The organism is Paenibacillus sp. Z6-24, from assembly GCF_054161335.1.
In genome coordinates, this window is record NZ_CP096398.1 from 5,017,744 (window position 1) to 5,039,579 (window position 21,836).

The window sequence follows — 21,836 nt, forward strand, 5'->3', positions numbered from 1 at the left end:
ATTTACCGATAGATACATTTACCGATCCTTAGGAAGAAGAGACTTCCAGCATTCGTTCCAGCGAGATCCGTGCGCGGTCTGCTACAGCTGGCGGTACATAAATTTGCGGCTTCATTGTTTCCAGGCAATTGACGAGTTTTTTGAGATTGTTTACTTTCATGTTGGGACACACCAGATATTTACTGGCAAAATGAAAAGCCTTTTCAGGACTGTCCTTGCGCAGCTGATAACCGGTACCGTCTTCCGTACCTACGATAAACTCTTGACAGTCCGATTCCCGGCAGTATTTGATAATCGCAGTTGTACTGCCTACAAAGTCACCCAGTGCGACCACTTCAGGACGGCATTCCGGATGAACGACAAACTGGGCATTCGGATGCTTTGCTCTCATTTCGACGACATCCTTGACGGTGAGCATATCGTGGGTATTGCAATATCCTTCCCAAATGATCATTTTCTTGTCTGTATGCTGCTGCACATAATGGCCGAGGTTTTTATCCGGCACCCAGATAATCTCATCGGAATCCACCGACTGGATGACCTTTACCGCATTAGCGGATGTACAGCAGATATCCGTTTCCGCTTTGACATCGGCAGAAGAGTTAATATATGTGACGACTTTGGCATTCGGATGCTTTTCCTTGAGGCGGCGCAGTCCATCGACATTGACCATATCAGCCATCGGACAGCCTGCTCGTTCGTCCGGAATAATGACTGTTTTGTTCGGTGCCAGTATTTTAGCGCTTTCTCCCATAAAGTGAACCCCACAAAATACGATCGTATCCGCATCTGTCTGTGCTGCCTTCTGAGCCAGCAAAAATGAATCTCCCCGAAAATCGGCTACTTCCTGAATCTCATCCCGCTGGTAATAGTGCGCCAGAATAATCGCATTTCGTTCTTTTTTCAGCTGAAGCAGACGCTCCCGTAATTCCACGTCACGTTCTGCCTTTTTCTCCAATGCCAGAGCTTCCATGAATTCATCTCCCTGTAGTAGTTTGAGACAGTTTTCACAATCTTGGACGTTTATAGGTGAATCATTGAATGAGTAGTCTTCTTCACCTTTGTGAAAAAAATCTCGTAGCAGACTTCAAAATGTGTCAGAATTGTGATCAACATCTTCAATAATGTACACAATCCCCTATATGATTGTCAATCTGTTATTTGGTATAAGTTAACAATTTCTTTTGGGTCCCATCTTCATTCACCAATATGGATGTCATCGTCTAGTCGCTACTCCCCTGCTTTTTTGCAAAAGTATATAAAAAGCCCGAAGATCATTAATGATCTTCGGGCTTTTGGGAATTGATTGATTACATGGGCTTAGGAAGCTGGAGTACCGCCACCTGGGCCACGATTGTCATCAGAGCCACCTGTTGGATTGTTTGGAATATTTCCGCCCGCTCCCGGTTCTGATGATGGATTGTTGTCTTTGTCGAGACGCACTTGGGAATCACCAATGCTGTCAAAAGTAGGTTCGCCGGTTTCGGAAGGACCACTGTCATTGCTGCCAGTATTGCCTTCACCCATACCCTCAAGTGATCCATTTTCGATCAGGTATTTGATTTGTTCGAAGTCCAGTGTCTCTACTTCAAGCAATGTCTGTGCGACCAGATGCATTTCTCTGGAGTGCTTCTGCAGCAACTCACGACAACGCTCATACGATTCTGTAATGAAGCGATTCATTTCCTGGTCAATTTCGTAAGCAATCGCATCACTGTAGTTCTGCTCATGTCCGAAATCGCGACCCAGGAATACCTGACCCTGTGAGTTACCAAACTGCATTGGGCCAAGCTTCTCACTCATACCATATTCCACGATCATGCTGCGCACGATGCTGGTCGCCTGCTGGAAGTCACTGTATGCGCCGGTACCAATCTCACCGATGTACAGTTCTTCCGCTACGCGTCCGCCGAGGAGACCGGTTACTTTATCCAACAGTTCCTGCTTGGTTACAAGTGTACGATCTTCTTTTGGCATCATGATTACATAACCGCCGGCACGTCCGCGTGGTACAATTGTTACTTTGTGTACCATATCGGCATGCTCCAGGAAGTAACCAACGATAGTATGCCCTGCTTCGTGATAAGCGACGATACGTTTCTCGCGGTCACTGATCACGCGGCTGCGTTTCTCGGTACCGACGATAACACGGTCAATCGCTTCGTCCACTTCGCGCATGGAGATGTCACGACGGTTGCGACGGGCTGCCAGGAGAGCTGCTTCGTTCAACAGGTTCTCCAGATCGGCTCCGGTGAAGCCGGTCGTACGCTTCGCAATGATGCCCAGTTTGACATCCTTAGTCAGTGGTTTGTTACGTGCGTGGACTTTCAGAACCTCTTCACGGCCTTTAACATCCGGACGATCTACCGTAATCTGACGGTCAAAACGACCTGGACGCAGAAGCGCAGGATCCAGAATATCCGGACGGTTGGTTGCCGCTACGATGATAATACCTTCGTTGGCTCCAAAACCATCCATCTCAACGAGCAACTGGTTGAGCGTTTGTTCACGTTCATCGTGACCGCCGCCCAAGCCAGCTCCACGCTGACGTCCTACTGCGTCAATCTCATCGATAAAGATGATACATGGCGCATTTTTCTTCGCATTCTCAAAAAGGTCACGTACACGGGATGCACCGACACCGACGAACATTTCGACGAAGTCAGAACCCGAGATGCTGAAGAAAGGTACTCCCGCTTCCCCGGCTACTGCACGGGCAAGGAGTGTTTTACCAGTACCTGGAGGACCCACCAGCAGTACGCCTTTGGGAATCCGGGCTCCAACGGTATTGAATTTACGCGGATCTTTGAGGAAATCAACGACTTCGACGAGTTCCTGTTTCTCTTCGTCTGCGCCGGCTACATCCTCAAAAGTAATCTTTTTCTTCTCTTCGTTATACAGACGCGCACGGCTTTTGCCAAAGTTCATCACTTTGCCTCCGCCACCCTGAGCCTGATTGAAAAGGAAGAAGAAGAGAATAAACATAATCACGAGCGGGATCATGGATGTGATAAAGGACAACCAGATACTGTCGCCTTCCTTAGGTTTAACGGTTACCTGCGTCCCCTTGGTTTCACTGGCAGTGTTAATTAAATCCAACGCTGCGTCGGTGGCAGGGATGTAGGATGAAAACTGTTTGGTCTTTGCACCTTCAGGCTGCTCTTTGTACATACCGGTAACCAGATAAGCATAGTTATCATATTGAATCGTTACCGAAGATACATTGCCGCTATTCAGTGCGGTTTTGAGCTGGTCATATCTTGGATTATCGGCAGCTTCACTTCCGTCACTGACGTAACGGACAATGCCCACCACGACTAAAAAAAGTATTAAATAAAATCCAGAATTCCGGATGAACCGATTCATCCCCTACCTCCTCTCAAGACACTTAAATTATTTTACCATAGCCCGTCTGACGTTCTCAATAGATGTCAGAGTGCAATAACAGATATTGTTAATAATGAGTATTATACCCATCCCTTGTCCAATTTCCATTATTGCCCGCGGGACCAGTAATTAGTTTGAATAAATTTCCGGTTTTAAAATCCCGATGTAGGGGAGATTCCGGTAGTGCTCGGCGTAGTCCAGACCGTAACCGACGATAAAGGCATCCGGAATGATGAATCCCGTATAATCTGCCTCAAGTTTAACGGTTCTGCCTGTTGGCTTATCGAAAAGAGTTACTACACGCACACTCTTGGCATTGCGGCCATGGAGAATCTCGATGAGGTAGCTGAGCGTGAGTCCACTATCAATAATATCTTCAACAATCAGTACATCCCGGCCTTCTATGGATACGTCCAGATCTTTAACAATCTTAACGACACCGGATGATTTGGTGGAAGCGCCATAGCTGGACACTGCCATAAAATCGATCTCCAGTGGTACTTCGATCCGTTTTACCAGATCGGCCATAAAAACAAATGCGCCTTTCAGAACACAGATGACAAGTGGATTGCGGTCCTTGTAATCTTCACTGAGCTTCGCGCCCAGTTCCAGAATTTTCTGCTGAATTTCTTCCTCGCTGATGAGCACTTCTTTGATATCGTTGTGCAACTTGGATGAACCTCCTACATTATACTTATCAAGCTAAATCGATGAAAATCAAACATTATTTTGCAGACTTTATCCGTCTCATATAAAGGCAATGAACCGAGCCCGGATGCAAAAGTGCCTCCTGTGAGCGCCGGACTCCCGGAATCCACAGTATGCGGCCCTGATCATCTGCCAGTAATGGCAGGCAATCACGCTGAGACAATGGTATTTTGGCATCGATAAAAAGATTTTTAACTTTCTTCGTTCCACTGCCCAGGAGCCTGATAATATCGCCGGGACGGCGGGAACGCAAATAAAGCGGAAAATCCGTTAAATCCGCATCGAATAACGCTTCATCCGAAGAAAGCTGTAACGCTTCGGAATGACACTCTTTCCATTCCAGCAAACGAATCTCCACCTGATCAGAAGATCCCGGTATGGATATCAAAGCATTTTCACGCTGCAGAGGAATACAAAACGCCTCTATTTCCCTGCCCGTATCATGCATAAACCGGATATTTTCGTACTCTCGTACGCACACCAACCGATCTCCGACATCCAGATTCCAGCTTGTGAGATGGCTCTGTACAATCTGCTGGCGGATCAGTTCGATTTTGGCAAAATCAAATTGTTCAGCAGTTGATGACAGATAATTTAATATTAGTTTAATCAACCTCCGTTGTAAAGCGACATGAGCGCCTGCAAAGGAAGTCACGGAAAATGAAAATGATCCTTCTTTTTCTTTAACCAATTCAGCATATAACGCCTCGGTTTGCTGCTGAATATATTCACTTTCTGTTCCAGCAATCTCGGCAAGTCTGGCCAGAGTCGGCACCAGCTGTCTGTTATACTGTTCCAAAAAGGGCAAAACGTCCAGTCGTATGCGGTTCCGCGTATATTTACGGTGCTCATTACTGCTGTCGATCATGTACTCAAAGCTGCACTCCTCGCAACTACGAATGAGGTCTGCCTTGTATATACGCAGAAAAGGCCGGACAAGTTCCACTTTTTTTTCGGTTCTGCGCATTTTGATGCCGCTGATTCCTTCCGGACCGGTACCGCGTATAATCCGCATCATAACCGTCTCGGCCTGATCGTCCATATGATGGGCAAGCGCAATGGAATTGGCATTGTAGCAATCAGCGACCTTATGCAAAAATCGGTATCTCAGTTCACGTGCTGCTTCCTGAGCCCCTTTGCCGGTCTGTTCCATATAAGCCGGTGCATCGACCTGCTCCAGTTCAAAAGGTATACCAAGCGCTGCAGCCTGTTCCCTGACAAATGCAGCTTCCTCTGCCGACTCCTCCGGACGAAAGCCATGATTCATATGGGCACAGATGACCGTCCAGTTGTATTCAGGTGCCAGCTGATGCAGTACGTGCAGCAGTGCAATCGAATCCGGACCGCCGGACACGGCAACTACAATCCGGCTGCCTGGATGCCATAGTCCTTCCTGCTGAACAAGCGTGCGGACATGATCAAGTATCCTGTTCCATGTCTGCGGCTCCATACTCTTCTCTCCTATCGGTTAACCTTTGATATAAATGGCAATGTACAACACGACACCCAGCACAATCAGCGACCAGATAAAGGCCCGTCTCAGCTTCACGGTCATCAGATCACTATGACTGCGGCTGGAAGGCAGACCGGTGCGGCTGATCGCTTTCCAGGCGTTATACGCTTCCCGGGTATTGCGGAATTCACCCCGAACCGCCTTTTTAAGCCAGCTGCTGTACAGCCTAAGACCCGGCGTCTCATCGATGAGCATGACCAGGTCCGCTTCGCTGCGCATTTGCGGCAGACGGGTGGAGATCATTTTATGCAGTGCCGGCTCATTGAACAACTTGAGGCAAATAACGGCAAAAGCAAACAAATCATAGGCAAAATCACCGGTACGGGTTCCCGCTTTCCAGTAATGACGGTCATACCACTCCGTAAACTGGTGGATGCTTTTACCCTGGGGACGGGCTCCGCCATAATCGATCAGTTCCACTTCGCCCTCTTCCGTAATAATCACATGCTCTGCCTTGAGATCGCCGAATACCCATCCGGATTCATGCAGCTCCAGCAGAATCTCCAGAAGCCCAAGACCCGCCATGCCGATTTTATCGCTTCCGCGCGAGCGCAGATAGGCGCTGAGCGGCTGGCCTTTTACATATTTCATCACATAAAAAGGGATCTGTCTCCCTTCTTCTTCATAATCATCCGCATCATACAGGTACCGATTGGAATCATTTCTTCCCGTCAGTTTCCAGTGCTTATGTAAAGAGACAAGGAGTTTGATCTCCGGCTGCAGATCATGATGTTCCGTTGCCATTTTGAGCGCATACGGTTGACCCTGCGGACCATTTACCAAGTATACAATTCCGTTGGTTCCCTTACCCAGCGTCCGCTGAATGATATATTGCTGCCCTCTCGTTCTTCCTGTAACCGTGGTTCCTGCTGGCAATTCAGAATGATAAGACATCGACAACCGAGTCTCTCCTTCCCCTCCAAGTTGGGTCTGGTCTCAGTGTAACACAATTAAATAACCCTTTTATACAAATTCAAAATCCACCGCTGTGGTCCAGCGGCTACACACGGCGGAGAAGATAGCGGAATAAGCAGCAAAAAACCGTAGATGCCAGAGCATCTACGGTCGTTATTTATATACTGTATGCCAGGTGAGGATTAGCTTCGCTTGGCACCACGGCCTCCACGTTTGGATTCCGTATTTTTTTTCAATGATGAAATGCGCTCCTCACTGTCTTTAAGGAAACGGGACACTTTATCATCGAATGTAGCTTTAGGAACAGAAGGCTTGTTAAAAGAACGTCCTCCGCGATCACGGTTGAATCCACCGCCGCCACCTGGACGATCTCCTCCATCTCTTCCACCGCCGCGTGATTCCGGACGAGGTGGTCTAGAAGATGGTGCTGATGCTGCTTCTGCCGGCTTGTCTACTGCCTGCTTAATCGAAAGTCCAATCTTACCATCTTTGTCGACATTGATGACTTTGACAGTAACGACATCGCCCAGTTTGAGGTGGTCGTTAACGTCTTTTACATAATTGTCGGCAATTTCCGAGATGTGAACAAGACCAGTGACACCTCCCGACAGATCTACAAATGCTCCAAAGTGCGTTATTCCCGTCACTTTGCCTTCTAACTTGGTGCCCACTTCAATTGCCATAGAGTAAAATGATCCTCCCTTAAAATATACAGTAAAATCCTATTGGATTACGACCTGCGGTGATTAAATTATAACGGAAGCCGAAAATTAGGTCAACTGAGGAATACCGTAACTTCCGACCCATTTCGCGACATTATTCAATTTTTTTCTTCCGGATCGGTTGCCCAGATCGGCTTCTCGCCCGGCAAATACATACCGTACTGCTTGCGCGCTACCTGTCCAATATATTCAGGGTCTTCCAGACGCTTGATCTCGGTCTGTGACTGAGCATACGCTGCCTCGGCCTGTGCCTTCTTGGCCTCCTGCTGGGCAAGCTCTGCCTTCTTCTCGGATAAATGAATGGATTGGACCACAAATGTGTAAATTGCCCAACCAAGGAATAGCACCATAACTACCATCCAAATCCGTAGCCTTCTACGTGCTCCATGGTTTGGTGACGGAGCTGTCTGTTTTTTATGTTGTTGGCCGCCGCTTCGTATCGGCACCGGTTTTGGGATCATCAGGTCTCCTCCTTGCTCAGTCTATAACGCATATTATCAATTGACATAACTATACCGCCTAACTTTACATTACCACAAAATAATCAAATGTAACACTTTGTAACCAAATAAAATAGTAAAAAGGCTGTTTTGTGTCCAGAGGGACCCAAAACAGCCTTTATCGTTTAGAAAGGGAAATCTTCGGATTTGGCGACTGGTTCCTCTTTGATTAGAGTATACATAGTTGCCGCCTCTTCTTTGCGTGTTGTATCAGCAAGTCTTTCGACGCGGACCGTTACCAGCTTTTGTCCAAACTGGACCGTGATCTCGTCGCCTACTTTTACCGTGGCGCTCGGCTTCGCTTCACGCCCGTTCAACAGGACTCTTCCCTGCTCAGACACATCTTTGGCCACGGTACGGCGCTTGATCAGTCTTGATACTTTCAGGAATTTGTCCAGACGCATTAGTTAACCGCTTCTTTGAGCTTGTTACCTGCTTTGAATGCAGGAACATTGGACTCAGGAATGTTCAGCTCTGCGCCGGTTTGCGGGTTGCGTCCGGTGCGTGCAGCACGCTTGCGGGTTTCGAAAGTTCCGAAGCCGATCAGTTGAACTTTGTCACCACTGGACAGTGCACTTGTGATTTCATCAAGAAAACCGTTCAGTACAGTTTCCACGTCTCTTTTAGTCAAACCGCTATTGTTGGAAATGTTGTTAATCAGATCTGTTTTGTTCATTATTAAAAGCCTCCCAAATTTTCAAAAAAATTCAACTGGATAACATGTTCTGTCCCATGAACAGCATGTTAACATATAGCTGCTTCTCTAGTATAGTACATTCTTGCTCTCAGCCCAAATTCCTGTGGAATATTCACAGATTTTTGCTTTTGGCCTCGTCCCATAGGCGGTCCATCTCTTCCAGGCTGGCTTGCTGGATCTCCTCGCCACGGTCCCGCAGCGACTGTTCGATATATTGGAACCGCTGCTTGAACTTGCGATTGACCAGCGCCAGTGCCTGCTCGGGGTCCGCATTAATGAAGCGGGCGATGTTCACCGCGCAGAAGAGCAGGTCTCCAAGCTCCAGCTGCTGATCAAGAGAATCATGACCTTCACGGATCGCTTCCTTGAGTTCGGCGAGTTCTTCCTCCAATTTGCCTATTGCCCCTTCGACATCTTCCCAGTTAAAGCCCACCTTGGCGGCCTTTTTTTGGATTTTGTACGCACTCAGCAGGGCAGGCAGATCGCGAGGAACGCCATCCAGTACGGAGGCGGCCGCATTTTCAATGCCTTTAAGACGCTTCTCTTCGGCTTTCATCGCGTCCCAGTTCTGCAGCGCAGCCTGAGCATCACTGGCCTGTGTATCGCCAAATACATGCGGATGGCGGAAGATCAGCTTGCGGTTCAGCCCTTCGATCACATCATAGACATCAAATGCTCCGGTCTCTTCCTCGATCTGGGCATGCAGCATAATCTGCAGCAGCACATCGCCAAGCTCTTCCTGCATATGCTCTGGATCATCATCGTCGATCGTCTCCAGCACTTCATACGTCTCTTCAATAAAGTTCTGGCGCAGCGACTGATGGGTCTGTTCGCGGTCCCACGGACAGCCGCCTGGACTGCGCAGAATCTCTACGATCTCGTGCAGACGGGCAAACGTACGGTTGCGGATCATCTCGTCCTCGGTACGCGGTATATAGATCAGTGACAGATTACCGTAATCCTGAATGTGATCCAGTTCGTATACGGGTACAGAGACAATCACCTCTCTATCTTCTACGCCGAGATAATGACATACTTTTACCTCATAATCATCCGGGTACAGCTCCATCAGACTGAGCTTCACATCGGAAGCGGTAAATGTATCATATACCTGTCCAATGACTGTATGCATCTGTGGCTGAAGCAGCTGGGCGTTAAGCTGAGCGGCATCCAGCAGCTGGAAGCCATCGATTGGATCAAATCCAAGGCGGGTAAATGCTTCATCCAGGAAGCTTTCTCCTCCCAGCACCTGTACCTTGATGCCTCTCTCCTGTCCCTGTTCACGCAAAATCTGCACTGTACGCTCGGCGACCATCGGGTGTCCAGGCACCGCATAGATGATCTCTTCGCCATCTGCTGCGTCTGCCGCAATGTTCAATAGCCTGTCGGCAATCTCCGCATATACTTCCGGAAAGGACTCTCTGGTCTCATATACATCATCAAAGGTCACAAAATCGGCAGTTACCGATTCCAGTGCCGGATGATCTTTGGTTCGCACATACAGGCGCTTGGCCTGCTGCAGTCTGCGGAAAATGCCCACAGTCAGCTGATCCACATCACCTGATCCAAGGCCCACAATTGTTAATATAGCACTCATTGTCTCTCCTCCTGTCCTGATCATTATTTTCCAAATCTATATCTTATCTATCCTGTAATCCGCATCGTTCTAAGCAGCTTCACCAGCTTACCGCCTATTTTGGGTAGGGCCAGTGCCTGTTCCTCGGTCATCAGCCGGGTACGGAAGAGTCCGATCAGAAATACCACTCCGCCGATCACCACGCCTCCCAGCGTAATCACCAGCGCTTCCATACGTGGATGAATATACATCCTATCCATCATTCCCCCAGCTGCCCACATCCATCCGACTACACATAGACCCATTACCAGTGTAACGAGCAGCGGCTTCAGCAACAGATCACGCCAGGACAAAGAAAAACGGGTCAGGCGAGCGAGCAGCAGGATGTTCAGCACCGCAGCCAGACTATACGCGACAATGCCGGCAATAGCCGCTCCGTTAATACCATACAGGGGCACCAGCAGGATGTTCAGCACCGCCTTGACGACAGTCGATAGCAGCAGATGAACGGCAGGTGCCCGCACCGACCCCATTCCCTGCAGCATGGCTGCCGTAACAATGGATAGCGTCGCTCCTATACCGGTAAAGGCCAGCCAGCGGATGGCCGTACTGCCAGCGTCATCCTGATACAGTGTAATATCCACCGGTACAGCCAGCACAGCAATACCTACAGAGGAGGCGAGTCCAAGCAGCCAGAACCAGTTGACCGTCTGCTGGGTCTGGCTTCGAATCAGATCCATTCTCTGCCGAACTCTCGCTTCCGCCAGCGCCGGAATAAACAATACTGACATTGACGTTGCCAGCATAGCCAGCAGCTGCACCAGTGGAATCCCCCGGTTATAGATCCCGAACTGGATCATCGCCTCGGCTTCGTTCCAGCCTGTCCCTTTGAGCAAACGCGGAACGGTGAAGGTATCAACCAGGCTGATCAGCGGAGCAGAGAGCGAACCAAGACAAACAGGCAGCGCATACAGCAGCAGCGCTTTGAACAACGGCCAAACCGGTTCTTTTTCAGTGATAGGAAGTGTCACTTTCACAGCCGTATCGACCGCTGAAAAGCGGGACCGACGCCGGTGAATCCACCAGTAGATCAGCATGACGATCAATCCGGCTGCTCCACCCGCTGCCGAACCGAATGTGGCCCCTGCAGCGATCCAGTCATCGGATGCTCCGTATTGATTGAGGATGACCAGCAGCACTACCATCGCGGCGACACGAATCGTCTGTTCCGTCACCTGGGAGACCGCAGTAGGAACCATATCATGCAGTCCCTGAAAATATCCACGCAGACCAGCCATAATCGGTACCAACGGCAGCGCAAGTGCTGCACTGCGAATCGCCAGTTCGGTATGCTTGTTATCAATCCAGCTGGCCAGCAGGGGGGCAGCAGCATACATCGACACACCACAGACGATCCCCAGAACCATCAGCAGCAGGGATGAGAGCCGCATCACCCGGCGGGCGCCGGCAGGATTACCGGAAGCCATTTCTTCCGCGACAAATTTGGAGACCGCTGCCGGAAATCCGGCTGTCGCTACCAGAAGAACCAGCGTATAAAACGGATAGACGGCATTATAAATGCCAAACACCCCATCGCCCCCCATGTTCTGAAGGGGAATTTTCTGGATGGTACCGATCAGCTTGGATAGTACCGCTGCCAGTATAAGTACGAATGCCCCTTTTAGCATACGGGATGATGGGGTCGCTGATTCCTTCATGACGGGATCTCCTTTCCTGATCTTTAACTTGTCTCCGGGTAAGAGTAACAGAATACAGCCGTATCACGCAAAAATAGCGCGGAAATCCGCGCTATTCAGTATAACGTAACGATGCCAGGAGAAGCCGTTAGGCCTCTCTGCAGGCCATTACTTGCTGCTTTCGGTTGTACTTTCAGCTGGTGCGCTTTCTGTAGAGTTTGCACCATTTTCGGTCGTGCTTTTACCTGTTGCAGCATCACCGGCAGTTCCCGGGCTCTCGGTTGTTCCTGGCGTGCTGGTACCAGCGCCGCCTGTAGCATCGCCTGCTCCTTCGGCAGCGGCAGGTGCCGGTGCCTTAGGCAGGTTTTTGCTCTTGATCAGTTTCGGAACATCGTTAGCCATGTAGTTACTGAAGTTCTGAGAAGCCAGCTGGGACTTGATGGTATCTTTTTCTTCAGCTGTCAGATCTTTAAACGCTTTTTCCGTACGGGATTCCACTTTGATGACATGGTAGCCATAATCTGTTTTGACCGGTGGACCCACTACGCCGATTTTTTGTGTCAGTACTGCATTTTTGAATCCTTCTACCCAGTTGCCGACTTTTTGATCTTTGTACTGGCCGCCCTGTTCCTTGGAGCCTGTATCATCGGTGTATTTCTTGGCGATGGTTGCAAAGTCCGTACCTTTATCCAGTTTGGCTTTGACTTCCTTGGCAAGCTTCAGTGCCTGTGCATCGGTACGTGTTGTTTTGCCGTCTGCGCTTTGCAGGCCGATCAGCACGTGACGAACTGTAGCTGTAGTATAGTCTTTTTTATTGGCATCAAAATAAGCTTGTACTTTATCATCGGTTACTTTTTCTTTCATAACTTCAGAACCGGTCAGAACAACAGTCATATAATCCTTTACATCCTGCTCTGTCAGTTTTGCTGCTTTTAGCATTTCCTGCCATTGTTCTGGAGCCATGCTTCCTTTAAATTGGGTCAGCTGCTCCTCGGCTTGCTGAGTTCCCGCTTTTTTGGCAGCATCGCTGGCAGTCTGTTCAAGCGATTCATAAGCCACTTCCTGCTCCAGTAACTTATTCATGATTTCGTCTCTATATTCAGGCATTTCGAACATTTGAGCATATTGTGGAGTCAGGAATTTTTGTATGCTGACTTCTTTGTTAAATTCATTCTCGGTGATGGTGCCACCTTCATATTCAGCAACAACCGGGCTGTTATCCTTGGCTTGTTCAGCAGCCTTGGGCTGTTGTGGAGCCGCGTTATTGCCGTTGTTGCAAGCTGCCAACAGACTGATGCTAAGTACAGCTCCTGCTGTTAATACCGCTGTTTTACGAGCAGCTTTTTTAATTGGCCACATTCTGTAGTTCCCCCTTTAGTTTGAATGATTCCATGACAGCTTCAAGAAACTGGCGCAATAACTCCAGCAGCTCGCCATCCGTCATTCCCTTGCCTTTAATCTGAATGATCATGTTGGAACCCTGATTAAATTGTACACGTCTTTCATAGCGATTGCCAATCTCGGACAGGAGACCCATATCAAATGCTTTTTCCTGGCCTGCATGGAATTTGAGCTGTACATTATCACCCTGACGGGAAATATGTTCAATTCCATAACGCTTGCCATACAGCTTCAGACGGGCAACCTGCATCAGCTGAATAACCGCTTCCGGAAGCTCGCCGAAACGGTCAAGCATTTCATCTTCCAGCTCTGCAATATCATCAAAGGAAGATACAGCTGCCACTTTCTTGTAAATTTCTATTTTTTGGATACTATCATAAATATAATCGGATGGCAAATATGCGTCAATCGACAGATCAATCGTTGTATTCCAGTCATTGGCTTTAAGATCCTGCTCACCGAGCATGGTGACTTTACGTTTCTGGATTTCTTCTGCCAGCATCTGGGAATACAGATCAAAACCAACCGAAGCGATAAAGCCGGACTGCTCTGCTCCGAGCAGATTACCCGCGCCGCGGATCGACAGATCGCGCATGGCAATTTTGAAGCCTGAGCCGAGCTCGGTAAATTCCTTGATCGACTGCAGACGCTTCTCGGCGACTTCGGTTAGTACTTTATCCCGCTGGTACGTAAAGTAGGCGTAAGCGATCCGGTTAGAACGCCCTACCCGTCCGCGCAGTTGATACAACTGGGACAGGCCCATCTTGTCTGCGTCATGCACAATCAGCGTGTTGACGTTCGGGATATCGACACCCGTTTCGATAATACTGGTGCTGACCAGCACATCGAACTCGCCATCCAAGAAGTCGAGAATGGTCTTTTCCAGTTCCTGCTCGGACATCTGGCCATGGCCAACCGCTACACGCGCCTCTGGTACCAGCTCCGAGATATGGGCAGCCATCTCATGAATGCCCTGTACCTTGTTGTACAGATAATATACCTGGCCGCCGCGGTTCAGCTCACGTTCGACCGCTTCGCGCACCAGTGTCGGGCTGTGTTCCACCACATAGGTCTGTACCGGGAAACGGTTCTCCGGCGGTGTCTCAATAACCGACAGATCCCGCACGCCCAGCATCGACATATGCAGTGTACGCGGAATCGGCGTCGCTGTCAGCGTAAGCACGTCCACATTGGTTTTGAGGCGTTTCAGCTTCTCTTTGTGAGACACACCGAAACGCTGCTCCTCATCGACGATCAGCAGACCGAGATCCTTGAACACCAGATCCTGGGACAGCAGACGGTGTGTACCGATCACGACATCGATCGTGCCCTGCTTGATTCCCTTAATCGTCTCATTCTGTTCTTTGCGTGTACGGAAGCGGCTCAGTACTCCGATATTAAATGGATACTCGGCAAACCGCTCGCGGAATGTCTCATAGTGCTGCTGTGCAAGAATGGTCGTCGGCACCAGAATAGCGACCTGCTTGCCTTCGATCGCTGCCTTGAAAGCTGCACGAATCGCAACTTCAGTCTTGCCGTAACCAACGTCACCGCACAGCAGGCGGTCCATCGGACGGTTTTTCTCCATATCGCCCTTGATCTCGTCAATTGCACGCAGCTGGTCACGAGTCTCATCGTACGGGAACGTATTCTCAAATTCATGCTGTTCATTCGTATCCTTGTCAAAAGCATAACCCGGCGCTGCCTGACGCTCTGCATACAGTTTAATCAGATCATCGGCAATGTCCTGTACGGAAGAACGGACTTTATTTTTGACACGGATCCATTCATTGCCGCCCAGCTTGTATACTTTCGGCTCTTTCTCTTCGGAACCGACATATTTCTGAATTAGATCGATCTGCTCAATCGGTACGGACAGCTTGTCGCCGCCAGCGTACATAATATGCATATAGTCTTTATGGATACCGCCAACTTCAAGCGTGCCGATCCCCATATATTTACCGATACCATGGTTCTGGTGAACGACATAGTCGCCTACCTTTAGCTCGGTATAACTGCGGATACGCTCTGCATTATCAACGTTTTTGCTGACTTTGCGCACTTTGCGCTGCTTTTTGGAGAACATTTCGCCTTCGGTAATAACCGCCAGATTAATGGACGGCAGTTCAAAACCGGCCTGCATATTCCCATCCATCATGACAGGCGTCTCAATATCATAGTCATCCAGCACACGGCGGACACGTTCCATCCGCTCTTCGCCGCTGGCCAGCATAACGACCTGCATGCCTGTTTTTTTCCATCGTTCCATTTCGGATTTGAGTACATTCATCTGTCCATGGAAATCCTGCATTGTACGGCTGACAAAGTTCACGATATTGCCAGGCTGTACATTCGGCACCTGACGCAGGAAGACAGACATCCACACACTCTGAAAAGGACTGCGGTACATCACATCATCCGTATGGGCAGCCAGTTCCAGTCCAGGCAGACTTTTGCCATTCTGCAGCAGGTGCATATCCCATTCGCTCTCATCACGTTCCAGCTGCCGCGCTGTTTCCTGCAGGCGGGCCGGTTCTTCCATAATGACGACCGTGTCTTCCGGCAGATAATCGTACAGGGTAACCTGTTCCGGATAGAGTAGAGCAATATATTTGTAGATTTCCGGGAAATAGACATGCTGACGCAGCATTTCAATTTCCCGGCCGATTTCTTCTTTCAGTCTTGTCTTGGCCTGACGATCGGTCATTTTCTCCAGCTGCATGTCCAGTCTGGCCGCAACCAGATCAGCCGCCTTGCGCATCCGTTCTTCATCCGCAATAATTTCACGGCATGGTGTGATGGTGACCGATTTCACCTTATCGATCGAACGCTGATCATCCGGATCAAACGTACGGATCGAATCAATCTCTTCATCGAACAGTTCCACCCGATAAGCCAGGTTGGTCGTCACCGGGTAAAAGTCGATAATGCCCCCACGGACACTCATCTCTCCACGGGATTCCACACGTTCGACGCGCTCATAACCCAGCTCTACCATTCGCTTCAGGAAAGCTTCCAACTCCAGCGTTCCGCCATCCTTCAGGATAATCTCTGCACCGGCAATATTTTCACGTGCCGGCAGATAACGACGCACACCGGAAAATGGCACGACAATAACGCCGCGGAATCCGGCGGCACATTGCGTCAGTACATCAATACGCTGCGCCAGCGTCTCCGGGCTGGAAATGGCAGACTCTGCCGCTACCAGTTCATTGGCAGGATAGAGCAATACCTGCTCCGGGGTCAGTGCCTCCTGCAGATCTTCAGCTATTTTGTGAGCATGAAACATATTATGAGTAACGACCAGCATTGGCCTTTGCGTCTCCGTAAAAAGGCCCGCAATCAGCAAATGCCGGGCCGAGCCAGACAATCCGGAAATGAGTTGATCTTTCATTCCGGACACAATACCATCGCGAACAGAACCAAAGTCATTATCTTTGGCAAATGCTTGTATCAGATTGTGTAACAAAGCGGCACCTCACTTATTCTCGGGTCAGTATTAAAATATATAAACAAATGATTATAAACAAATCACACAACGGTAAAACGACAAACCGGATAAAATGCCGATTTGCCTACAAACAACCGCCTTCTTAACCTCTGCATGAATGGTCCGGAAGGCGGTATATATACGATTTAAAAGATATAATTATTAAGCTTTATTATATCATTATCCATTAAACTTAGCCATGGTCTGCTCAAACGTATGCTTCATACTAAATTCGAGCGCATCACATGTATTCTCGATCATCTGATCGAGCAGTTCTTTTTCTTTTTTGGGGAAAGGGGACAGGACATAGTCGACGATCGCATAGCCCGGTTCCGGCCGGGAGACGCCCATGCGAATCCGGTCAAACTTCTGGGTGCCGGTATGCTGGATAATCGATTTAATCCCGTTATGACCGCCAGCGCTGCCCTGAAAGCGCAGCCGGATCTTGCCGGTCTCCGTGTCCATATCATCATAGACGACAATCAGGTCTTCCAGGGCGACTTTGTAATAATCCATATAGGAACGTACGGCTTCGCCGGAGAGATTCATATAGGTCATCGGTTTGATCAGTACGGCTTTGATGCCACCGATATGGCCTTCGCCAATCAGTGATTTGCTTTTGCTTTGACTGATGGATATACCGTGCCGTTCCGCCAGACGGTCCAGCGCCATGAAGCCTACATTATGGCGTGTTTTGGCGTATTCCGGCCCCGGGTTACCCAATCCTACAATCCATTTCATTGTTTCATAATCCTCATTTCTTCGGTATATGTCGATATGCATATGTCTACGGTGCAGTAATTTTCATTTTTTGTTAAAATTGGTGTACACCAAACGGATAAGTCTAACAAGGAGGACACTCAGCATGTATACCTTTGGGCAGCAGCTGCTGAAAAACCGTCATTTTTACGACCATTTCAGACAGGAAATGCCTGTGCAGATTTACCGTCATGGTATTCCTGTGGATATTGGTCTGATTACCGCCTACGATCATCAGTTTATCGAGATGAATCATATTTTGTATCATCGACAGCGGCATACCTTTATATCCAGACCGGGCTACTGAATGCAAATTACACTTCTATGGATACACCGATAAGGGTTACTTGCCTCCACCGAGGAAGTAACCCTTCGTTACATACATGTTTATTCGATTTCAAACAGCTTGCTGATCGATAGTTCCTCGTGTACACGGATAATTGCTTCACCCATCAAAGGAGCAACCGACAATACTTTTAACTTGCTGGTCGGATTCGGATGCGTAATCGGAATGGTATCCGTCACGATCACTTCCTTAAGCGGAGAATTCTCCAGACGATCCATCGCCGGGCCGGACAGTACCGGATGCGTACAGCACGCGTAGACTTCTTTGACGCCGCCTTCGATCAGTGCATTCGCGCCCAGTACAATCGTACCTGCCGTATCGATGATATCATCGACCAGGATCGCTGTCTTGCCTTCAATATTACCGATAATGTTCATAACTTCACTAACGTTGGGCTCCGGACGACGCTTATCGATGATTGCCAGCGGTGCGCTGAGCAGATCAGCCAGTTTACGTGCGCGTACTACACCACCATGGTCAGGAGACACAACAACCGGGTTCTCGATTTGCTTGGAACGGAAATATTGAGCCAGAATCGGCACACCCAGCAGATGATCCACCGGAATATCGAAGAAACCCTGAATTTGCATGGCGTGCAGGTCCATTGCGATTACACGGTGAGCACCTGCCTTCTCGATCAGGTTCGCTACCAGTTTGGCTGTAATCGGATCGCGTGAACGTGCTTTACGATCCTGACGTGCATAACCGTAATAAGGAATTACAACATTAATGCTCTTGGCGGAAGCGCGTTTCAGTGCATCTACCATGACAAGCAGTTCCATCAGGTTATCATTCACCGGCGCACAGGTCGATTGAATGATATAGACATGACAACCGCGAACGCTCTCGGATAGTTTCACCTGAATTTCGCCATCACTGAAGCTGGTGGTACGGGATTCACCCATGGGAATACCGATATAGTCGGCAATCTGACCCGCCAACTTGGGATTGGAATTACAAGTGAAAATCTTTAGTTTGGAATCACAATAAGTCATAATGGTTAAAACCCTCCGTGGTGGTTCATTGGAATGCTCATCAGCTCAGTCTTATTTATCTCTCTCTATATGGTCGATCAGATCATTCAACAAGCATCATACACTTAACATTATATAATAATTTTCTAGCGAATAGTGGCATTATGTTAGTGCAATAGATAATAATTTAATCAAATGGTCTTATGATTCACAAATTATTGCTTTTGTTCCTTGATTGCTTTGGCTTTGGCACGAATTTTCTCGGCATAACCCGGTTTGTTTTCCTGGCGTGCACGTGCGATAGCCAGATCATTGGCATTCACATTTTTCGTAATAGTGGAGCCTGCTACCACATAGGCGCCTTTGCCCACACGAACCGGTGCGATCAGGTTGGAGTTGCTGCCGATAAACACATCATCTTCTATGATCGTTGTGGACTTGTTCAGTCCATCGTAGTTGGCAGTGATTGCTCCGCAGCCGATGTTTACACCGGAACCGACTTCAGCATCGCCTACATAGCTCAGATGCGGAATTTTGGAACCATTGCCGACTTTGGCATTTTTCAATTCGACAAAGTCACCTACTTTGACCTGATCACCGAGTACGGTTCCCGGACGAAGATATGCGAACGGTCCGATCATGCCTTCCTCGCCAACCTGGGTCTCCGACAGCACCGATTGACGAATCGTGGTGCCGCTGGCTACCTTGGAATCCTCAATCTCCGTGTTCGGACCGATGATGCAGTCTTCACCGATTACGGTATTGCCTTTGAGAATGGTACCGGGATGCAGTACCGTATCCGCACCGATCTGTACATCCGCACCGATGTAGGTGGAATCCGGATCAATAATCGTTACGCCATTCAGCATATGCTGGCGAGCGAGACGTCTGCGCATGAACTGCTCGGCCTCCGACAGAGCCACACGGTCATTAACACCGATGGATTCGGAAATGTCGGCTGTTACATAAGCGGAGATGCGTTTGCCCTGCTCCCGCAAAATGGTGATGCAGTCCGGCAGATAATATTCCTGCTGGGCATTGTTGTTCGTCACTTTGGATAATGCAGAGAACAGCAGGGAATTGTCAAAGCAGTAAGTACCCGTGTTGATCTCCTGTACCGCCAGTTCTTCCGGTGTACCGTCCTTTTGCTCCACAATCTTGGTTACACTGCCATCCGCATCACGAATAATACGGCCGTAGCCTGTCGGATCTTCCATGCGTGCTGTCAGGATGGTTACTGCCGCACCTGCGGATTCGTGCTGGTGAATCAGGTTCTCCAGCGTCTCCGGTGTTACCAGCGGTGTATCTCCGCAGATGACGATTGTTGTACCCTGCTCTGCTCCGATCAGCGGCTCCGCCTGGCGCACCGCATGACCTGTGCCCAGCTGCTCACTTTGCAGTGCGTATTCCGCACGGTTTCCCAGGAATGATTGTACCGCTTCTGCGCCATGGCCTACAACAACAACACTGCGCTCACAATTTACTTTCTGTACCGCGTCCAGTACATGGCCTACCATTGGCTTGCCGCATACCGGATGAAGCACCTTGTACAGCTTGGATTTCATCCGTTTGCCTTTACCTGCTGCCAGTACTACTGCCATCCTTTTCAAAAAGATTGCCTCCTCCATAATTGAATCTTTTATACATATAATCCCGGAATTTGCTTAGGAGCAAGCCTGTTTGCGGGACTTTGTAATATTGATTGACCACCATACTTATACAACCGTCAAAAAAACTCCATACTGAATATATCTTATTCCGGACAAAAAGAAAAGGGAGCCACAGCTCTTGCTCCCTGTGACTCCCTTTTCTTTTAAACCCCAATAAGTACTTGATTATGCGCCTTCTTCAATAACTTCTTCTTCAAGACCGGCACGTTCGTATTCAGTCAGCACGGCTGTCTGAATCTTCTCGCGAGTGCTTGAAGAAATAGGATGCGCGATATCGCGGAACTCACCATCCGGTGTCCGTTTGCTCGGCATTGCGACAAACATGCCATTGTTACCGTCGATAACGCGAATGTCATGAACGACAAATTCGCTGTCGATTGTGATAGATGCAATGGCTTTCATTCTGCCTTCGGAATTTACCCGGCGGAGTCGTACATCCGTTATTTCCATATGTGTTCACCACCTTTGTCCATAAAGACTTGGTTGTGTATTTCCACACATGGCGGGGAAATCCCTCTTTTTTTCTGAAAATTTATTGTGTGTTTTTTTACCTTTTTGCTTTTTTTGCCGTTTTTCGACGAATTACAAAAAGATTGACTGATAGACATTCTCAATATGAAAATGGGTTCTATAGGTGAAAACGTTCATCACTTTTCATTTTCAAAGTAATTGCCAGGTTTGACCATGATTTTCTTGCTTTTGGCATCGACTTCGGTCAGTGTAGCCAGTGATACATAATCGGCCCAAAGACGATCTTCCGTGTCGACCGCGCCTGATTCCAGCAGCACGCCAACCCCGGCTACTGTCGCATTGAACTCATCCAGCAGATCGACCATGCCCTGAATTGTTCCTCCGGCTTTCATGAAATCATCGATGATGAGCACGCGGGACTTTTCCTTCAATGCCCGGCGCGACAGGGTCATCGTATGCAGACTCTTGTGGGAACCGGATACGTAGTTGATGCTGACAGCCGATCCCTCGGTCATCTGATGATCACGTCGTACGAGTACGACCGGCAGATTCAGCTGTGTACCTGTCGCGTGAGCCAACGGAATACCTTTGGTCTCGACAGTCATAATGACATCGATTGGCGTATCGGCAAATACCGAGGCGAAAATTTTGCCGACTTCATTCAGAATAGCCGGCTGTCCGAGCAGATCGGACATATAAATATAATTACCCGGCAGCAGACGATCCGGCTGCTCCAGCTGCTGACACAGATCACTCATAAAAGAAAAAGCTTTCTCGCGCGACAGTCTTGGAATATATTTCACTCCACCGGCTGCACCTGCCAAAGTCAGCAGTTCCCCGACGCCTTCTTCTTCAAAGACTTCCTTGATAATCGTCAAATCTTCACTGATCGATGACTTGGCCGCTCCGTACCGGTCAGCGAAAGTCGTTAACGGAATCAGCGTGTGTGGTCGTGATGTCAAATACTGGGTCAGCTCGACCAGACGCGCACTCCTTTTTAGTTTTTTCAC

General features: G+C 48.8%; 19 protein-coding genes. 1 reads left to right on the forward strand and 18 read right to left on the reverse strand.

Going from position 1 to position 21,836, the window contains the following annotated elements:
- Window positions 1-28 precede the first annotated feature (28 nt).
- The 14 genes from nadA to pth all read right to left on the reverse strand — a co-directional run bounded on the left by nadA (window position 29) and on the right by pth (window position 17,347).
- Complete coding sequence (gene nadA / locus M1D61_RS21730) at window positions 29-973, reverse strand: quinolinate synthase NadA (protein ID WP_458120573.1); 945 nt, start codon at window positions 971-973, stop codon at window positions 29-31.
- A 347-nt stretch (window positions 974-1,320) separates the two neighbouring features.
- Window positions 1,321-3,366, reverse strand: a complete 2,046-nt coding sequence (gene ftsH / locus M1D61_RS21735) for an ATP-dependent zinc metalloprotease FtsH (RefSeq protein WP_458120574.1) — start codon at window positions 3,364-3,366, stop codon at window positions 1,321-1,323.
- Window positions 3,367-3,516: 150 nt separating this feature from the next.
- On the reverse strand, window positions 3,517-4,056 hold the full coding sequence (hpt, locus tag M1D61_RS21740) for a hypoxanthine phosphoribosyltransferase (RefSeq protein ID WP_458120575.1): 540 nt from the start codon (window positions 4,054-4,056) through the stop codon (window positions 3,517-3,519).
- Window positions 4,057-4,111: 55 nt separating this feature from the next.
- On the reverse strand, window positions 4,112-5,545 hold the full coding sequence (gene tilS, locus M1D61_RS21745) for a tRNA lysidine(34) synthetase TilS (protein WP_458120576.1): 1,434 nt from the start codon (window positions 5,543-5,545) through the stop codon (window positions 4,112-4,114).
- Window positions 5,546-5,563: 18 nt separating this feature from the next.
- A complete protein-coding gene (locus M1D61_RS21750; protein ID WP_458120577.1) occupies window positions 5,564-6,502 on the reverse strand; it encodes a protein kinase domain-containing protein in 939 nt (312 codons plus the stop codon).
- 203 nt (window positions 6,503-6,705) lie between these two features.
- Entirely contained in the window at window positions 6,706-7,206 is a 501-nt protein-coding gene (locus M1D61_RS21755) for a S1 domain-containing RNA-binding protein (protein ID WP_046216555.1), read from the reverse strand.
- A 137-nt stretch (window positions 7,207-7,343) separates the two neighbouring features.
- On the reverse strand, window positions 7,344-7,706 hold the full coding sequence (locus M1D61_RS21760; protein WP_458120578.1) for an FtsB family cell division protein: 363 nt from the start codon (window positions 7,704-7,706) through the stop codon (window positions 7,344-7,346).
- 164 nt (window positions 7,707-7,870) lie between these two features.
- Window positions 7,871-8,149 (reverse strand): RNA-binding S4 domain-containing protein, encoded by a 279-nt coding sequence (locus M1D61_RS21765; protein WP_046216556.1) that lies wholly within the window; start codon window positions 8,147-8,149, stop codon window positions 7,871-7,873.
- A complete protein-coding gene (locus tag M1D61_RS21770) occupies window positions 8,149-8,421 on the reverse strand; it encodes an HU family DNA-binding protein (RefSeq protein ID WP_458120579.1) in 273 nt (90 codons plus the stop codon). Before M1D61_RS21770 ends, M1D61_RS21765 begins: the two co-directional genes overlap by 1 nt.
- 133 nt (window positions 8,422-8,554) lie before the next feature.
- Window positions 8,555-10,039, reverse strand: coding sequence for a bifunctional methyltransferase/pyrophosphohydrolase YabN (yabN, locus tag M1D61_RS21775; RefSeq protein ID WP_458120580.1), 1,485 nt, complete (start codon window positions 10,037-10,039; stop codon window positions 8,555-8,557).
- A 47-nt stretch (window positions 10,040-10,086) separates the two neighbouring features.
- Window positions 10,087-11,736 (reverse strand): putative polysaccharide biosynthesis protein, encoded by a 1,650-nt coding sequence (locus M1D61_RS21780; protein WP_458120581.1) that lies wholly within the window; start codon window positions 11,734-11,736, stop codon window positions 10,087-10,089.
- 147 nt (window positions 11,737-11,883) lie between these two features.
- Window positions 11,884-13,074, reverse strand: coding sequence for a peptidylprolyl isomerase (locus tag M1D61_RS21785; RefSeq protein ID WP_458120582.1), 1,191 nt, complete (start codon window positions 13,072-13,074; stop codon window positions 11,884-11,886).
- Window positions 13,061-16,585: a transcription-repair coupling factor gene (gene mfd / locus M1D61_RS21790; protein ID WP_458120583.1), complete on the reverse strand. Its 3,525-nt coding sequence runs from the start codon at window positions 16,583-16,585 to the stop codon at window positions 13,061-13,063. The genes M1D61_RS21785 and mfd overlap by 14 nt, the downstream gene beginning before the upstream one ends.
- Before the next feature lie 201 nt (window positions 16,586-16,786).
- The gene (gene pth, locus M1D61_RS21795) at window positions 16,787-17,347 is read right to left on the reverse strand and encodes an aminoacyl-tRNA hydrolase (protein ID WP_458120584.1); all 561 of its coding nucleotides are present in this window, start codon (window positions 17,345-17,347) and stop codon (window positions 16,787-16,789) included.
- A 124-nt stretch (window positions 17,348-17,471) separates the two neighbouring features.
- On the opposite strand from pth, the gene M1D61_RS21800 reads away from it, so the two are divergent.
- Window positions 17,472-17,672 (forward strand): hypothetical protein, encoded by a 201-nt coding sequence (locus M1D61_RS21800; protein ID WP_046216563.1) that lies wholly within the window; start codon window positions 17,472-17,474, stop codon window positions 17,670-17,672.
- 80 nt (window positions 17,673-17,752) lie between these two features.
- On the opposite strand, the gene M1D61_RS21805 is transcribed toward M1D61_RS21800, so the two are convergent.
- The 4 genes from M1D61_RS21805 to purR form a co-directional block, all read right to left on the reverse strand.
- On the reverse strand, window positions 17,753-18,706 hold the full coding sequence (locus M1D61_RS21805) for a ribose-phosphate diphosphokinase (RefSeq protein ID WP_017815534.1): 954 nt from the start codon (window positions 18,704-18,706) through the stop codon (window positions 17,753-17,755).
- Window positions 18,707-18,900: 194 nt separating this feature from the next.
- Window positions 18,901-20,295 carry a bifunctional UDP-N-acetylglucosamine diphosphorylase/glucosamine-1-phosphate N-acetyltransferase GlmU gene (gene glmU / locus M1D61_RS21810; RefSeq protein WP_458120585.1) on the reverse strand — a complete coding sequence of 465 codons (1,395 nt, stop codon included), beginning with the start codon at window positions 20,293-20,295 and terminating at the stop codon, window positions 18,901-18,903.
- 225 nt (window positions 20,296-20,520) lie between these two features.
- Window positions 20,521-20,805: a septation regulator SpoVG gene (spoVG, locus tag M1D61_RS21815; RefSeq protein WP_046216567.1), complete on the reverse strand. Its 285-nt coding sequence runs from the start codon at window positions 20,803-20,805 to the stop codon at window positions 20,521-20,523.
- Window positions 20,806-21,002: 197 nt separating this feature from the next.
- Complete coding sequence (purR, locus tag M1D61_RS21820; protein ID WP_458120586.1) at window positions 21,003-21,836, reverse strand: pur operon repressor; 834 nt, start codon at window positions 21,834-21,836, stop codon at window positions 21,003-21,005.

Coding starts and splice junctions, on each gene's coding strand:
- tilS (WP_458120576.1), bottom strand. CDS start 5,545: ATGGAGCCGCAGACATGGAACAGGATACTTGATCATGTCCGCACGCTT.
- yabN (WP_458120580.1), bottom strand. CDS start 10,039: ATGAGTGCTATATTAACAATTGTGGGCCTTGGATCAGGTGATGTGGAT.
- M1D61_RS21785 (WP_458120582.1), bottom strand. CDS start 13,074: ATGTGGCCAATTAAAAAAGCTGCTCGTAAAACAGCGGTATTAACAGCA.
- ftsH (WP_458120574.1), bottom strand. CDS start 3,366: ATGAATCGGTTCATCCGGAATTCTGGATTTTATTTAATACTTTTTTTA.
- nadA (WP_458120573.1), bottom strand. CDS start 973: ATGGAAGCTCTGGCATTGGAGAAAAAGGCAGAACGTGACGTGGAATTA.
- pth (WP_458120584.1), bottom strand. CDS start 17,347: ATGAAATGGATTGTAGGATTGGGTAACCCGGGGCCGGAATACGCCAAA.
- M1D61_RS21765 (WP_046216556.1), bottom strand. CDS start 8,149: ATGCGTCTGGACAAATTCCTGAAAGTATCAAGACTGATCAAGCGCCGT.
- M1D61_RS21805 (WP_017815534.1), bottom strand. CDS start 18,706: ATGACTTATTGTGATTCCAAACTAAAGATTTTCACTTGTAATTCCAAT.
- M1D61_RS21750 (WP_458120577.1), bottom strand. CDS start 6,502: ATGTCTTATCATTCTGAATTGCCAGCAGGAACCACGGTTACAGGAAGA.
- M1D61_RS21760 (WP_458120578.1), bottom strand. CDS start 7,706: ATGATCCCAAAACCGGTGCCGATACGAAGCGGCGGCCAACAACATAAA.
- spoVG (WP_046216567.1), bottom strand. CDS start 20,805: ATGGAAATAACGGATGTACGACTCCGCCGGGTAAATTCCGAAGGCAGA.
- M1D61_RS21770 (WP_458120579.1), bottom strand. CDS start 8,421: ATGAACAAAACAGATCTGATTAACAACATTTCCAACAATAGCGGTTTG.
- M1D61_RS21780 (WP_458120581.1), bottom strand. CDS start 11,736: ATGAAGGAATCAGCGACCCCATCATCCCGTATGCTAAAAGGGGCATTC.
- M1D61_RS21755 (WP_046216555.1), bottom strand. CDS start 7,206: ATGGCAATTGAAGTGGGCACCAAGTTAGAAGGCAAAGTGACGGGAATA.
- M1D61_RS21800 (WP_046216563.1), top strand. CDS start 17,472: ATGTATACCTTTGGGCAGCAGCTGCTGAAAAACCGTCATTTTTACGAC.